This window comes from Candidatus Stygibacter australis (assembly GCA_030765845.1).
Taxonomy (GTDB): Bacteria; Cloacimonadota; Cloacimonadia; order Cloacimonadales; family TCS61; genus Stygibacter; species Stygibacter australis.
This window is the reverse complement of the sequence record JAVCDJ010000158.1, coordinates 1-16,509: the sequence shown is the minus strand read 5'-3', so window position 1 is coordinate 16,509 and position 16,509 is coordinate 1. Positions and strand designations below refer to the sequence as shown.

The 16,509-nt window shown below is 39.5% G+C and carries 10 protein-coding genes; 8 read left to right on the top strand and 2 right to left on the bottom strand.

Features of this window, described 5'->3' with window-relative positions:
- Positions 1-292 precede the first annotated feature (292 nt).
- On the bottom strand, positions 293-1,579 hold the full coding sequence (locus tag RAO94_07910) for a TldD/PmbA family protein (protein MDP8322260.1): 1,287 nt from the start codon (positions 1,577-1,579) through the stop codon (positions 293-295).
- Positions 1,576-2,955 carry a TldD/PmbA family protein gene (locus RAO94_07905; GenBank protein MDP8322259.1) on the bottom strand — a complete coding sequence of 460 codons (1,380 nt, stop codon included), beginning with the start codon at positions 2,953-2,955 and terminating at the stop codon, positions 1,576-1,578. Before RAO94_07905 ends, RAO94_07910 begins: the two co-directional genes overlap by 4 nt.
- Positions 2,956-3,734: 779 nt before the next feature.
- Here RAO94_07905 and proS point away from each other — a divergent pair.
- From proS to ispE, 8 genes are all read left to right on the top strand, one after another.
- Positions 3,735-5,246: a proline--tRNA ligase gene (gene proS, locus RAO94_07900; GenBank protein ID MDP8322258.1), complete on the top strand. Its 1,512-nt coding sequence runs from the start codon at positions 3,735-3,737 to the stop codon at positions 5,244-5,246.
- An 88-nt stretch (positions 5,247-5,334) separates the two neighbouring features.
- Positions 5,335-6,222, top strand: a complete 888-nt coding sequence (locus RAO94_07895; GenBank protein MDP8322257.1) for a nicotinamide-nucleotide amidohydrolase family protein — start codon at positions 5,335-5,337, stop codon at positions 6,220-6,222.
- 4 nt (positions 6,223-6,226) lie between these two features.
- Positions 6,227-11,278, top strand: a complete 5,052-nt coding sequence (locus RAO94_07890) for a C25 family cysteine peptidase (protein ID MDP8322256.1) — start codon at positions 6,227-6,229, stop codon at positions 11,276-11,278.
- A 10-nt stretch (positions 11,279-11,288) separates the two neighbouring features.
- Positions 11,289-12,320 (top strand): hypothetical protein, encoded by a 1,032-nt coding sequence (locus RAO94_07885; protein ID MDP8322255.1) that lies wholly within the window; start codon positions 11,289-11,291, stop codon positions 12,318-12,320.
- 1 nt (position 12,321) lies between these two features.
- On the top strand, positions 12,322-13,194 hold the full coding sequence (locus tag RAO94_07880) for a hypothetical protein (protein ID MDP8322254.1): 873 nt from the start codon (positions 12,322-12,324) through the stop codon (positions 13,192-13,194).
- 56 nt (positions 13,195-13,250) lie between these two features.
- Positions 13,251-13,724: an SLBB domain-containing protein gene (locus RAO94_07875; protein ID MDP8322253.1), complete on the top strand. Its 474-nt coding sequence runs from the start codon at positions 13,251-13,253 to the stop codon at positions 13,722-13,724.
- 12 nt (positions 13,725-13,736) lie between these two features.
- Positions 13,737-16,013 (top strand): polysaccharide biosynthesis tyrosine autokinase, encoded by a 2,277-nt coding sequence (locus RAO94_07870; GenBank protein MDP8322252.1) that lies wholly within the window; start codon positions 13,737-13,739, stop codon positions 16,011-16,013.
- Positions 15,991-16,509 (top strand): 4-(cytidine 5'-diphospho)-2-C-methyl-D-erythritol kinase (ispE, locus tag RAO94_07865; protein ID MDP8322251.1); only part of this gene is annotated, 519 nt, incomplete at its 3' end. The genes RAO94_07870 and ispE, both read left to right, overlap by 23 nt.

The window sequence follows — 16,509 nt, the reverse complement described above, 5'->3', positions numbered from 1 at the left end:
TAAGGCAGTAATCTATGATATTTATTTTATTCCCCCTCCTCCACTGGTTTGATAGCAGCTATCAAACCAGTGGAGGAGGGGGAATAAAAAAGAAAAAATGATTTGACTGGAGATATAGTACATTGCGGAGGTGTGAACACCATCCGCAAGGTTTTATTATGGTCAATTTCGGGATATAAACGGTTGTCCAGAAGTCTTGCCCCGAGTACGGTTCAAAACTCCTGACTTAACTATTTTAATCTGTGCAAATCAGCGTAATCCGCCCAATCAGCGTTCTATTTATTCTATTCTTCTACTTAGAGATTGTCACCCCTGAACAGTGCAGCCAGGGCATTTTGGAATCGCCATTATTTAGTATCTGATCGCTGATGCCTTCTATATTATTAAAGAGCTGCAAGAGATTGCCTGAGATCATGGTTTCATTCACAGGATACATGATCTCGCCATTTTCTATATAATAGCTGTTTTTAGCTACTCCGGAGAAATCACAATTGAGGCTTACTCCTCCCCCGGAAAAACGGACTACCAGCAGACCTTTCTTGACGTTTTTGATCATATCTGCCAGTTTATCTTTTCCGGGTGACATTATCAGGCAACCGCGTGCTTTACTCATAGGCAGTCCGGTTTTTCGCGAGCCATAATATGAGAGCAGATAATTCTGCAACATTCCAGAGCCGATGATTTCCACCTTTTCAGCCCGGAATCCGTCTTTAGTAGAGAAATAGCTGTTTGCCAGATCTTCTGAAGTGGGATCACTGCAAAGATTAATGCTTTCGTGCAGCACTTTTTCGCCGATTTTGCCTTTCAATACACTACTGTCATTGATCAAAGGACTATCTGAAATCTGGTTCAAGATCAGAGAATCCCAGAATTCCTTCACCAGTCCCGGCACCAGGATCACATCGCCTTTGAAGGTGTCCGGTATATGCCTGCATTCCATGGAAGCTATTGACTGCTCGATCAGGTCACGGGTCATTCCCACTTCCAGAAATGACTTCTTAAGATCACGTGAGATATTATAAGTATAATTAAAGGAACTCACCTTATCACCTAACCGGGAGGAAAACATCAGAGTATATATATATCCACCTTGAGTTTCCCGAAAATCAACGCCATTGGAATTAAGATATCTTTCCTGGCTGAGATAATGTACCAAAGTGCCTTCCGCCATTAAAGTAGGGTAATTTACCTGCCGTTCTTCCAGAAATTCATTTATAAGGAAATACATTCTATCGCGGTCAGGCTCCAACTCTCCTATTATATTGCTGCCAGCTTCCTGAAAGGGTGAGATGTCATGAGCCTCATCCGGCTGGGAATTTTCCGCATCTGCCAGTACCTGATCCATAGCTGCTTCCAGAGCAGCTTCATCCATCTGGTTAAGACTGGTGCTTGCCAGTTTATTATCCTTGATCACTTTTATACTCAAGCTGTTTTCATCATATCCCCGCAGCAGGTCGATCTCATTATATTCAAACTGCAATTCTTCCATCCGTGTTTCAATAAGAATGAGGGTTACTTTATCTGCTCCCCTTTCCAGTAATTTATTGATTATTTCCTGCATTATGTGATCGTTTTTCATTGCTGACCTCCAATATTCACTCTGCAGCGGATGGCAGGACCACCCATTCCTACTGCAATACCTTGTTTCTTGCCGCAGGTGCCAACCCCAAATTTGTATTCTTCGGATATTGCTTTTACGGATTTCAGCACATCAAATGCCACTCCGCTGATCGTCATATCTCTGATCGCTTTTTCCAGTTTACCATTTTTGATCTCATAACCCAATACTACACCGAACATGAATTCTGAAGTTGTATCTGCCTGTCCATTTGAAGACCTGATCAGATAATAACCATCCTTCACATCAGCTATCATATCCTCCAGCTTTGAGTTACCAGGCAGGATCATGGTATTTCTCATACGCACCAGCGGTTCATCATAATATCCATAAGCCCTGGCATTGCCTAGAGGCTGCATATTTAGTCTTTGGGCAGTATCACGACTGTGCATGAATTTTTCCAGCACTCCGTCTCTGATGATCACAGCATCTTCTGCGATCGTGCCCTCGTCATCTACAAATACGGGTACAGGGCAAAGTTCATATTTATAAGTGTGAGCCACATCAACTAAAGTAACCTTCTCTGATGCTACTTTCTTTCCCAGCAGGTCACCGGCAATCGAACCTTTCAGCACAAAATCCGCCTCAGTAGTGTGCCCTATGGCTTCATGAGATAATATCCCCGCCAGATCGGCATCCAGCACCACATCATGAACTCCGGGCTTAGCATATACACCCTCGCATTTCTTGCGCAGATGCTCATAAAGCTCATCCAGCTCAGCATAATAACTTTCCACCGGCTTGATATTATCCTGAAGATGACCAAATTCACTGAAAGAGTTATAAACTGAGATCGGATCGCCGTCATGATTCATTACCAGACTCAAAACCAGATGGGTTAAAGGTCTGTTCAGGTGATAATATCCTCCTGCGGAATTTATATATTTCTTTTCCACATCACTGCTGATAAGAGAAAACCTTCTATTACTTAGATCAGGATATTTTTTGAGGAGATAATTATCCATTTCCAGCAAGAAACTTATCTTCTCATTTGCTTTTAAAGGTTTATTGTGAGGTCGATAAAGATATTCTCCATAGCCGGCTGAAGCATTTATTGCTGGTAATGTGCGCTGCTGTTTGCCCGCCAGCCAATCCAGTTTATTCTGTGCTTCTTTAAAGCATTGCTTTATTCCGCTGTCATTTATCTCACCACTGGAAGAAAATCCCCAGATACCGCCACGACCGGTTCGAACTGACAAACCGGAACTTGATTTATTAGTATTCCACACCACGTCGCTTTTATTGATGATAATATATGAATCACTATTCTTCTGCAGACGCAGTTCACCATAATCACTGAATTGTGACTGGTATTTCTTTAGATCCAGATCAAACATCTAACCTCCGATGCAAATTTCTTTTATTTTCTGTAGAGCATGATTTATTCCAATTTATATTCCAGTTGATCACTTTATCCATTTACGTGAAATATACCCCTAGATTTAGAACAACATTTCTATCTTCTCGAGATCAATTTCAGTCTCCCAGGTGTCAAACAGATGTAACAACAAAGCACAATCTAACAAAAAAATGTCACTACGTGCTTTGTTGTTCCGCTTACTATCCACTTGGGGGTTGAAAAAGGTCTGTGATTACGAATATCAGGTGATTTGTGGTGATTGGGTATAAGTTTACATAATATTATGTCTGCTTTGGGGTTCTGAAGCCGAAAAACAGGAAAATACTGGTAAAATGTATGTAATAACCAGAAGTGAAATAATATTTGGATTTTTGGTGAAATCTACTTGTGAGCATTTTGTGAATTATGTAAACTCGGTGAACATAGTAAACGCTGTAAGGTTGTTTAAAAGGGAGTAATTTATTCGAATCTGTGTCCTCTATGTTTACAGGGTTCACTGAGTTTACAGTTTTTACAAAAAATATTATGATACTATGGCATGAATTCAGAAGAAATTTTATTTTACATTCAACCATTTCGAAGGTGCAGGCACCATTCGAAAGGTTTTGGATGGGGTAAAATTGAATGATCTTTGATGGATTGGTATCCGTTGTAGTGTATTTTAATTGACATAAGAGTGTGAGATAGGTTTTTTGTAATGGTACATAAGGAAAAGGTTTATTGATAACAGATTAGGAGAAAATGATGGGAAAAAAAATGAGAACGGCCATAGAGCCATGCCGAGCGGATGATTATCCTCAATGGTATCAGCAGGTAGTGAGAGCGGGAGAACTGGCAGAAAATAGTGAAGTACGCGGGTGCATGGTGATCAAACCGTGGGGTTATACAATCTGGGAAAATATCCAGAGGAATCTGGATGCAATGTTCAAGGAAACTGGTCATGTAAATGCTTATTTCCCATTATTCATACCCAAATCATATTTTGAGAAAGAAGCAGAACACGTGGAAGGCTTTGCCAAGGAATGCGCAGTAGTTACTCATACTCGTCTGGAAGATGACGGCAAGGGTGGGTTGAAGCCTGGTGGAAAGTTAACTGAAGAACTGGTGGTGCGTCCTACCAGTGAGACGATAATCGGAGCATCATTCAGCAAGTGGGTGAATTCTTATCGTGATTTGCCCTTACTGATCAATCAGTGGGCAAATGTGGTACGCTGGGAATTGCGGACACGGATGTTCTTGCGGACAACGGAATTTTTGTGGCAGGAAGGTCATACTGTTCATGCCACTGAGGCAGAAGCGATGGAAGAGACCTATAAGATGCTGGATGTATATGCAGAATTTGCCGAGAAGTGTCTGGCATTACCTGTTATCAAGGGTCAGAAATCAGAGAGTGAGAAATTTCCGGGTGCAGTTAGCACATATTCAATAGAAGCGATGATGCAGGATAGAAAGGCACTTCAGGCGGGAACATCACATTTTCTGGGACAAAATTTTGCCAAATCCTCAAATATCAAGTTTCAAAACTCTGAAGGGGTGGAGGAAATAGCCTGGACAACATCCTGGGGAGTATCAACGCGGATGATCGGGGCATTGATCATGGCACACAGTGATGATAATGGACTGGTATTACCACCTCGTGTAGCACCTGCCCAGATAGTGATCTTGCCTATAATTCGTAAGGAAGAGCAGCGCGAGACCGTGATGGAATTTGTTAATAAACTGGCAGCAGAACTAAAATCTATCTGGTATTATGATAAACGGCTTGTGGTAGAAGTTGATAAGCGTGATATTGCTGGAGGTGAGAAGCTGTGGCAATGGATCAAGAAAGGTGTGCCAATACGATTAGAGATTGGCCCAAGGGATATAGAAAATAACTCCGTATTCATGGGGCGCAGGGATCTGGAACCTAATGAGAAGAAAGGAATTACGGTAGATGAATTTGTGAAGAATATAACCAGTCTTCTGGATGACATCCAGCAAAATATCTATCAAAAGGCTCTTGATTTTCGGCAGCAGCATACTCATGTCATTGATGATAAAGAGAAATTCTATGCTTTCTTTACACCAGAGAATGAGGAGAATCCTGAAATACATGGCGGATTTGTGCACTCACACTGGTGTGGAAGTGCTGAATGTGAAGAAAAGATCAAAGAAGACCTGAAAGTAACTATCCGTAATATCCCCCTTGACGCAAAAGAAGAAAAGGGTGAATGCATCTGTTGTGGTAATGAAAGTGACAAGAGAGTGATATTTGCGAAGGCGTATTAAGTCGTGAGTCGTGAATCGTGAGACGTGAGTCGAGGAATGTAAAACGGGAGATCGGCAGTTATAAGATGAATTGCGAGAAGGAGTTTTAGTGAAATTTTATCTGGATAATACAGAAGATATATTTTTATACCAGTTATTGAAAGCAGCGGGATTATTTGAGGAATATGCTCATGTTCGCCGAGTAACCAATGATGGTGAAGTCAAAGTTAATGATCAGACAGTATTTAAGCAGCGTACGCGGATATTCCCCGGAGATGAGGTGAAATATAAAGATATCCATATCAAAGTGATAGCTGGGAAAAGTCCACCTCCAGGCAGTAGTGTAAAGCCCGAATTCAGAGATCAGCGTGAAGGGAATGCTGCATATCCACGGCAGGGTGAAAATAAGCCGGAATTTAAACCACGTGAAGTGCGGGAAGAAAAAGTGCAGCATGGCAAACCGCAGAACTGGCAGCAGAAACCGCTTAAAAAGGAAAAGAATCTACGAGATCAACTGGAAACAGAAGTGATAAGATTGCATGGGCAATTTATTCGTAATGGACTTACATTGAGTCTGGCAGAATCCTGTACCGGTGGGATGGCTGGTCAATATATTACCAGTCAAAGTGGTTCTTCGGCATATTTTCTCGGTGGGATAATCAGTTATTCCAATGCTGTGAAGATCAGTCTTCTAGGAGTATCAGAAAAGACATTGGAAAAAGATGGAGCAGTAAGTGATGCTACAGCAGTGGCGATGAGCATAGGCGTGATGAAAAGCCTGGGCAGTGATGTTTCCGGGGCAATAACCGGCATTGCTGGACCAGAAGGTGGAGAACCGGGCAAGCCAGTGGGAACAGTTCATATATCGGTAAGAAATATAGATCGCAATTACACAAAACGATTTCAATTAAAAGGGAACCGGCAGGAGATACGCATGAAAAGCAGCCTTGAACTCTTCAAAATGCTATATCAGGTATTGGTAGGGCAAGAAGTATAGATTTATGAAAACTAAAATTCTACTTCTTGTGTTGTCAGCATTACTGGGGTGGCATTTACAGGCAGATGTATTTGAAGTAATGGATTCAAATGCAAATGAATTAACAATACGCTTTACATTGCCAGATTGGGAACTGGGAGAGATAGAGCGAGGAAATCAGGAATGGGATTACATCAAGTGTGAAAGCAGCAGTATTTCAGGAGAAGCAGGAAAGCCGGAATTGCCCTATTTTACGGGCAGTGTGGGAATACCAGTAGATGGTGATATCCAGATTGTGGTGCTGGGCAGCAGTCCAGAGATCCGCAATCAGGTGAAAATAGTTCCTGCCCTTAGGGACTATCTGGATGGTGATGAGCTTGCTTATGAATATGCAATTAATGAAAATATCTATTCTCAAACAGCAAATTATCCTGGTTCAATAGCAGCAAAGGGTTATACTGCCATGGCAGGAGACCGGAGATTTTATAGCTTTCAGGTATATCCCTTTCAGTATCAGCCAGGAATAGATAAATTAAATATTTATGATGAAATAGTGATCAGAATATTAATATCAGGAACCAAGGAAGAATTTCGGGGAGAAGCAGCTGGCAGTATTTTAGACAAAGTGGGTTCAGACTTCATTTTGAATGATGAAATAAGCCATAACTGGCGAATGGCAAGAGTGCCGGATGAGAGTTTTCCTTTGCGAAACAGCGGTGTGGTGGATACTTACAGGCTGGTGGTTGATCAGGAAGGCATCTACAAAGTAACTTATGAATATCTGACAACACAATTAGCGGAGCTTGAATATGATGCAGGTTTCAGTTGGGGGAATATTAATCCACGTTACCTGGAATTACGGGATGAAAATGGAACTGTACCGCTCAATTTTATCGGGGAATCTGACGGTTCTTTTGATCCCGGGGATTATTTTGAATTTCATGGGGATATTCATCATGGAGAGACTACCTGGTATGATGATTATACCTCGGAAAATGTATATTATTTGAGTCTTGCAGACCACCTTGGCAGTAGAATGATGGTTGAAAATGGTGGTCTGGTGGAATCTAACAGCAGTAATTATACTCTGCCGGAATCCTTTGAGCAGACGCTGCATATTGAAGAGCAGAATAAATTGGTGCCCTTGGGAGCTCAATCTCAGTATCAAGGTAATATGTACTATTTCCGGGAGGATATCTTTTGGTGGGGAGAACTTTCTGCACCGGATATGTGGGTATATCCATTTGAACTGCAATATCCCCATGCATCAAATATTCGCAAGGCATCTGCAAGCGTATGCCTGTTTGGATTAACTTATGATGGAGAGCATCCAACTTCTTTTACTGAACAGAATAAACATCGTGCCATAGTGCGGATAAATTCAACCCTGATAGATGATATTGGTAATGACTGGGAATGGATAGGTCAGCATGAGCAAATGTTTGAGAATCTTGATGTGAGTGGCAATCCTTCACCAATTTTGAATAATGATCTGGTTCATGGAGAAAACGTGGTATCTATCAGTTTACCCAATCTGAATAATATTTACGAGAAGGTTCTATTTGATTATCTTGATCTCACTTACTGGCGAGAATATAAGACTGACGAAGACTGGATAAAATTTCATAAGCCCTATAAAAAACCTATAGGTACGCCTCAGCCATTTGGATTATTCCAATTTGATCTTGATGGGTTTAGCACAGATGAAGTATCGATCTATAAATTAGGTTCCAGCGTAATAGAAAATTTAACTGTGATTTCCTTAAGTGAAGAAGGGACAGCACCTTATCGGATAAGTTTTCAGGATAGTGTGCTTACAAATGAGACGGAATATTATGCGGTAACGGAGTCCCAAAAGCATAGTTTGAAGGGTATCTATCCAGATTATCCATCCAACTGGAAAACAGCAGCAAACGGTTCTGAATATGTGATAATCACAGTAGAGGAATTTGCTGAGGCAGCAGCGGGATTTGAAGAATTCTGGGAAGAGCAGGAGCCGGGACTTAATGTAGAGATAGTGTTATTACAGGATATATTTGATGAATTCAATAGCGGAATACGATCAGCAGAATCCATAAAGGACTTTCTGGAATATACCTATAATAACTGGTCACCACGTCCAACTCATTGTCTTTTACTGGGTGAAGGGTTGCTTGATGAACGGGATAATAATCCCTATAGATGGGCAAATAAAATTCCCACAAAAGTTGTTTGGCTTTATGCACGTGGAGCAACAGCCAGCGATAACTGGTATGGCTGTGTGGCTGGCAATGACCCGGTATCAGATATAAGCATATCAAGATTGAATGTTACACAGGCAGGCCAAATAGCTACAGTAATAAATAAAACTGAGAGTTTTATGACCCAGCAGAATCATGACGACAACTGGCACAGCTCGATAACTCTTGCCACAGGCGGGAAAGCATCAGAGGGTAATATATTCTCTATGCAGAGTGAGCGTATACGCAATAATTCCATTCCGCCGGAATACAGGATAGCCCGAGTCTATTGTAATGTTACTGACATGCCTCAGCAGTATTCAGGGAATACCACCACTTTGATAAACTCAATAAATGATGGAACTTTGTATGTGCAATTCATGGGTCATGGAGCTTCAAATCAGTGGGATGATTATGATCTGTTTGATATTTATGATGTAAATAATCTAAATAATGATAATCTCTTTATAGGCAGCAGCATGAGCTGTTATGGCTCAGCATTTTTTGATGGAGCAGGTATATCCTGCATCGGTGAAGCTCTTACCCTTGATTCTCAGGGAGCAATAGGCCAGATAGGTTTTACCGGCTTTGGTTTTTTGTATCAGGATGAAATATATTCTCAGGCATTGCTGGCAGCTATCACAAATCCGTCTCTGGAAACTTTGGGAGATATAATAGATTACACAAAAACAGTGTTTTATGCTGAAGCCGGAACGGGAGTTGTAGCATATTCACTATTAGAGGGAAGTGCATTACTTGGTGATCCTTTTGTGAAAATCAATCTTCCAGAACTGGGAACAGAGATAGAATTGAATAAATTTAATTATGCTAAGGGAGATTCTCTGATCTTAACAGCGCAGGTAGGGGCTGATATAGAACGGGGTAAATTCTATATCTATGATGAGAATGATTCGCAAGTAAGTGCAAATGAATTTTATCCCTTCAGTTATGATGCAGTGGATGGAGAAGTGGTGCGAATTGCTACAATTCCGGGGAGTGATATTCTGCCGGGAGAAACATATAACCGAAACGTAAAATTCAGTGGATTTTCTCAGGAACGCGAAATAGTGGGTAAAGCAAACTTTTCAATAGGTTTACCGGGAGCATATAATATTAGCTGGGAGCCAGAAGAGCCAGATCCTGATGACGAGATAGATATAACAGCAAACTTTTATGATGATGATGGAGTAGACAGTGTTGCCTGTCATATAAAGATATATGCCACAAACATCAATCCCTTTAATGAAGCAGGATCATATACAAGTCATTATTATAGTGAAATGGTGCGTGATGATGAAACGGGTTTATATCATCTGGAAAGCCCAATTCAGAACCTGCCTTATAATTACTGTATCAGGTTTGATTTTGTGATCACGGATAGTCTGCAGAATATCAGTTACAGCAGTCAATTGCCAAATGAGAATTTTATCAGGATACGTGGAGTGAAATTTAAGCTTTCTGATTTTGGTATAACAGCCCAGAATAACCAGGCAAAAGCCAGATTATCGTTATTTAATAACGGCAATAAGGCAAGCGGAGAATGTAGTTTAAAGTTGTACCTGGCTGGAGAAATGACGCTTTTAGATTCTATCAGAATAGATTCTCTGGATGTAGGAGAACAGCGCTGGGAATATTTGAATCTGCCTTTACTAAATGGAAATTATTCATTTACAGTAAAAGTAAATGAAGAAGAAGAATTCTCGGGTTCAGCACAATTAAATACTGCAGTTTATGAGATCCAGCTTTTTGAAGCGGGAGTGGAAGCAGTAACTGTTTTGTCATTAGATGGTAATTTAAGCTGCAATTTTCCAGCAGGGTTATTAAATGAATCAGCAATATTTTCACTGGTCAAGGAAACAGGATTAAGTGCTATCAATCAACCGGATTTAGCAGGAATCATGTTGCAAAATGGTGAATCATCTCCAGCTTATAGTTTAAACTGTCTGGATAGTGGAGTTCTTGTAGACAGTCTGGTAGAATATCCTGGGAATGGAAGAGTGGAATTGAGCTTTTCTTATGGAGCTGCTGATAGGAGAGAGAGTAAATCACGAGACGTATCACGCTATTCTGTTTACAAATGGAATGCAGACTTCCAAAAGTGGGTATTTCAAACTATGGGAGCTAATAGCGGGGAAGAAACTGTCAGTTATTTGAGCGATAAAATTGGGGTTTACAGTGTTTTTGATAATCAGGATCAAACAGCACCTTCGATTGATGTCAACGTGGAAGGTCAGGAATTTACTTACGGTGGTTACGTGTCAGAGAATGGATTAATCTCATTTCTGCTGGGAGATCAAAATGGAGTGGATATCATCGAAAACGAATTATCATTTATCATAGACGGTGAAAATGTAGAATCAGAGAATTACAGCATTAATGCAGCTTGCGGGAGATTATCAAGTGTGCCTGTGAAATATCAAATGCAGTCAATGCCGGAAGGTATCCATTATTTACAGATGTCCTGCCGGGATTTTAATGGTAATGTGTTTGAGCGCGAGCTTTCCTTTGAAGTTAAAGCAGATTTTGATTTAATAAAGGTGGCGAATTATCCAAATCCAGTAAAATCCATGACAATTGATCCGATCAATACCGGAAGAACCAGATTCACTTACGTCCTAACGGATGATGCGGATAAGGTTACGATCAAGGTTTATACCGTTAGCGGAAGACTGGTGAAGACTTTTTCCGATCTTCCTGCCTCAATAGGATATCATGAATATCCTCAAAGTAATATTGGCTGGGATTGCCGGGATGAGATGGGTGATTACCTGGCAAACGGAATTTATTTTTATAAGGTGATTGCCCGTAAAGGCAGTAGCAAAATAGAAAAAATCCAGAAGATGGCGATATTAAAGTGAGAAGTGAAAAATGAGAAGTGAAAAAAAAGTACAGTTGACATTATTGATAGTCATTTCTTTGATTCTGATACCTCAATTATGTATGGCAGGAAAATATACTGGTGATTTTATGTATATTGGAGCTGGGGTTCGTTCATTAGGAATGGGTGGAGCAGTATCTTCCATAGCTGATGATGCTTCAGCGATATTTTGGAATCCAGCGGGAATTTCCCAGATCAGGAAAACTGAAGTTGAAGTCATGCATGCATTTTTGTATGAAAATCTGGCATATTATGATAATGTTTCCATTTGCCAACCACTACCGAATGAAGTGACAATCGGCTTGAACTGGACGCGATTGACCATCCCTGATATCCCGGTATTTTTAGAGGATTATCTGATTGAACATCCTAACGTGGCAGAGCGCAGCTCACGATTGGACTGGAATCTGCCGGGAGTACCAGATAGTTCATTTACCAGTTATGATGATCTATTTCAGTTCTGTTTTTCAAAACATCTGCGAACAAAACTGGATTTTGGCTGGGCATTTTTTGAGGTTCCCTTAGATGTATATTTTGGTGGAAATATTAAGTATATAAAAAGAGAGATATTAAATAATTTAGGAAATGGAACCGGATTTGATGTAGGACTGTTGCTGAGATCCCCATTGGCAGGACTAGTGGATATTGACTGGCTGGGAGATTTCAGTTTTGGTATAAATATGCAGAATGTTGGCGGAACTACAATTACCTGGGATACAGAATCCCAGAATCAGGATGAAGTTTTATTTAATACCAAACTGGGAATATCGTTGGAGCAGCCCTTACCAAAACAACATTTGAACTTGATACTTGCCATGGATACTGATTATGTGTATGAAAAAACTCATTATTATGGTATGGAAATTCAATATAAGAGACTACTGAGTGCCCGGATGGGATATTATTTTGAAGAATATACTGCAGGATTGAGTGTGAATATTTATGAATTCATTCTTGATTATGCCTTTGTAACCAATACTCTTGGCAATACAAACCGGATAGGAATGAGGTTTAGTTTTTAAGATGAAAAAATTAATAATCTATCTAATAACGACCCTTTTGCTGGTAATTTTAAGTTGCGCCGGTACTACTGACCCGGAAACAAAAGATGACGAGGCATTTGTAGCCGATCTGGTGGAGCATACAGGAGATACTGGTGATATACTCAAGAATAGTCATGGTATAATAACAGATACACTCAATTGCTATTACGGGAGTGACAGTACATTTTATGAGCTGGAAAATAATGGGATTGACGCTTATTTTGAAGGTGATTGGATCCTGATGCCATGGCATCATATCAGTGATTCCAAGACAGTGTCATTAGAGCTGTTCAGGTTTTCTTATATGGATTATCAAAATAATGTGGAAGATTATATTTCCTCTGTAACATTTATACCATTTAATAATTTCACAAAAGATTATTATATTGATACTTTTGATAATGTAGAAGATGCAGTTGATAATACCTGGTTATATTTCTTGAAAACTACAAATGTTGATGGAGCCACAGCCCTTTCAGATACAGTGGGTTATCACCTAATCGCTAAACCGGTTCTGCGAACTCCGTCAGATCAGGCTGAATTTGCTCCCTCAGATAGTCTGATCTTTGAATGGGACCAGAATACTACCTCCTCACTCGTAAAAAACAGACTGCTGGTTTTTGATGAAAATTATCACCTTATCTGGTTTTATAATCTACTTGCAAATGAAGAGCCTGTAATAGATTTCGGCGAATTATCAGGACTTGTGCTGGAACCCGGCAATTATCTCTGGCGTGTAGATGGTATCATAGAATGGATTGATGAATTATATATAGATGGAAAGCAGAAAGAAATTTACAGTGGATCGGAATCTATGGAAAGATTATTTACTATAAGCTTGACAAAGGAATAAAGAGAAAACTTGACTGAATGGATAAAATTATAAAGATATATATTGAGGATAAATAAATGAAAAAAATAGTGATTATAATATTGTTGGCAGGAGCTGTCAGTTTGCTGGCTCAGGAAAGCTCAATGAGTACCTTTAATCCCGGTTCGGTGTATCAATATCCGGGTTCAAGGGATGAGCAGCTGATGATAAATACCTATATCTGGGGACAGGTAAGGAGTCCGGGTTTATATCAGATACCTGATGATACAGATCTTTTGACATTGCTATCTTCTGCAGGGGGTCCCACAGATAATGCCAAGCTTTCCAAGATCAAAATTATCCGACCTACTGCACAGGGTGAAAAGATCATTTATGTGAATATGCAGAAATATATGAAAACCGGAGATATTACATTGATTCCAATCATGCAGCCGGGAGACACAGTATTTGTAGCGGGAACAGCTTTTTATGCAGTGGAACGGGTTGCAGGATTCCTGGGAACCATAATAACTTTCATAAGTTTTTATACATTGATCTCTCAATCAAATTAGCAGGGAAATAATATGCAAAATAACCAGCCAATTCAGAATAATGTGAACCCTAATATCAGCAGTCTTTTTGAAGAATCAGATCTGAAAATCACCGATTATATAAGTATATTACTGCGGTATAAATGGATAATAATCTTCAGTTTTCTGATTGTGGTCGCATTCACGAAATATCAGGTTTCACAAATGCCACGGATTTATCAATCCAGCTCAAAAATACTATTGGAAGATACTTCAAATGCCAGATTTATCTTAGGTTTAGAAACCAGTCGGATCAATTCTTCACTTAATAATAATATTGAAATATTGAAAAGTCGTCCTGTAATGAGATTAGCTTTGGACATTCTGAAAGAAGAAGAAGATTTTACTACTTTGCCACTCAGCAGATCTTTAGATCCTGTTTCAAGGTTAAAAAATGGGGTGCAGGTAAGTTCACGAACCAATACAGATATACTCACTATCAGTTATGAATCGACTTCACCACGAGAATGCCAGGCAGTGGCAGATGCTGCTGCGCAAGCTTTGATGGAGCAAAACACAAATTATGCCAGGCTGGAATTACGCAATACCAGGGAATTTCTGTCTGAGCAACTGGAAGAATCGGAACGAAGATTGCGAATTTCAGAAGAGGACTTACGAATTTACAAGATAGAAAATGGCATTTCTGTGCTTTCTTCAGAAATTCAGAATCTGATTCGCAGGGCAGCTTCATTGGAAGCAATGCTGAGTTCCACTGAGATTGATTTGCAGGTTAATGAAATTCATCTTCAATATTTGAATACTCAATTATCAAGACAAGACACTTTGCTGATGGATATAAATGTGGTTTTAACATCACCGCTTTTAAATCAATTACGTACTGAAATAGTTGAAAATCAGACCCGTTATGTTTCATTATTAACAAAACAGGAATATTCTGAGGATCATCCAGAATTAGTATCTCTGAAAAATAAGATTGATAACGGAAAGGTGCGTCTTTCACGAGAGATAGAGAATATTATATCAGAAGAATCAGCTACTCAGGATCCACTTGCCTTCAGGTCTTCTCTGATCACAGATATATCATCAACCAGGATGGAAAATAATATTTTAAATGCCAAGATCGAAAGCCTTAAACGAGCAATTATTACATATAACGGTAAACTGTCAATGCTGCCGGATACGGAAATCCAGTTGGCAAGGCTGGAACGGACAAATTCAATAAATGAAGAAACCTATTCAATGCTGGTTTCCAAATACGAAGATGCCAAAATTGCCGAGAGATCGAAAATTGGTAACGTGAGAATTCTGGAAAAAGCTCAGCTTCCCAGCTTTCCCATTAAACCCGATGCTAAGAAAAAAATGATGACCTCAGCATTGATAGGATTAGCTATTGGCATAGGACTGGCATTGCTCCTTAATTCGCTTGATCCTAAGATCAGAACATTTGAAGATGTGCGTAGGAATGTGAAATTACCAATTGCTGGGACAATTCCGCATATTTATGTTCATGATAATGATCTGGATATAATTGAATCAGAACTGGCTGAAGCCACGGACGCTGAAAAACCAGAGCTGGAAACCCTGCTGCATCAAATAGAAGGGAGACTGATCTCTAATTATGCCCCCAAATCTTCTACTTCAGAATCATTCAGAATATTGAGAACTAATATTGTGTCAAAAAAAGTTACCGGGAAAGCTCTTTCTTTAATTGTTACTAGTTCAGGACCCAAAGAGGGTAAATCTACTATTATTTCTAATCTGGCAATCACTTTGGGACAATTGGGTGATAAAGTTATCTTGGTTGATCTTGATTTACGCCGTCCCATGATCCACAATCTATTTAATTTTGAAAAAGAGAATGGAATAAGTGATTTTATCTCCGAGGCTCCGCTTGAATATAAATCTTATATAAAAAGAGGGTTTACTCATAATCTTGATATTATCACCAGTGGAATAATTCCACCTAATCCTTCTGAACTCCTGGCTTCTAAGAATATGAATATTTTATTAGAAGAATTAAGCAAAGAATATGACTATATTCTGATAGATTCACCACCGGCAATAGCAGTAACTGATTCAATGGTGCTTGCCTCAAAAGTAGATTTAATGCTGCTTGTTGTAAGAGTTGGAAGAGCAGATAAAGAAGTGATCAGACGAGCAAAGGAAATGCTGCATAATATCAATGTGGATATTGATGCAGCAGTGATCAATGGGATCAAACCTCACAGATATTACAGCAGCTATGAATACAATTATTACTATTTATACTATTACGGCAGAAAGGGTGATGGAAAAAGTAATAAAGTGTAAATCCTATGCGAAAATCAATCTATTCTTTGAAATATTGAGAAAAAGGGAAGATGGATATCATGAAATTCAGACAATCTTTTCTCTGATAGATGTTTATGATAGATTGAATTTTGTTTTGACAAAAAATAGTGGTGTTAAGATTTTGGCTGATACAGATTTTCTTAAAGAAGAAGATAATCTGATATATAAGGTAGCGGTCTTTATAAAAGAAAAATATAACGTGAAATCAGGTGTTATTGTAGATTTAGAAAAAAGAATTCCGATTTCTGCGGGACTTGGAGGGGGCAGCAGCAATGCAGCCACGACAATAATCGCATTAAATAGTCTCTGGAATTTGCAACTTTCTAATAAGGAGATGCATGAGATTGCTGCTCTTTGGGGAAGTGATATAAATTTCTTTCTGGAAGGATCCACTGCCCTGGGTGAAGGTAGAGGAGAAAAAATATCTTCTCTTCCATATTTGGCATTTGACCATATATTCCTGGTAAATCCTGGA

Coding starts and splice junctions, on each gene's coding strand:
- RAO94_07890 (MDP8322256.1), top strand. CDS start 6,227: ATGAAAACTAAAATTCTACTTCTTGTGTTGTCAGCATTACTGGGGTGG.
- RAO94_07910 (MDP8322260.1), bottom strand. CDS start 1,579: ATGAAAAACGATCACATAATGCAGGAAATAATCAATAAATTACTGGAA.
- RAO94_07875 (MDP8322253.1), top strand. CDS start 13,251: ATGAAAAAAATAGTGATTATAATATTGTTGGCAGGAGCTGTCAGTTTG.
- RAO94_07885 (MDP8322255.1), top strand. CDS start 11,289: ATGAGAAGTGAAAAAAAAGTACAGTTGACATTATTGATAGTCATTTCT.
- proS (MDP8322258.1), top strand. CDS start 3,735: ATGAGAACGGCCATAGAGCCATGCCGAGCGGATGATTATCCTCAATGG.
- RAO94_07870 (MDP8322252.1), top strand. CDS start 13,737: ATGCAAAATAACCAGCCAATTCAGAATAATGTGAACCCTAATATCAGC.
- RAO94_07880 (MDP8322254.1), top strand. CDS start 12,322: ATGAAAAAATTAATAATCTATCTAATAACGACCCTTTTGCTGGTAATT.
- RAO94_07905 (MDP8322259.1), bottom strand. CDS start 2,955: ATGTTTGATCTGGATCTAAAGAAATACCAGTCACAATTCAGTGATTAT.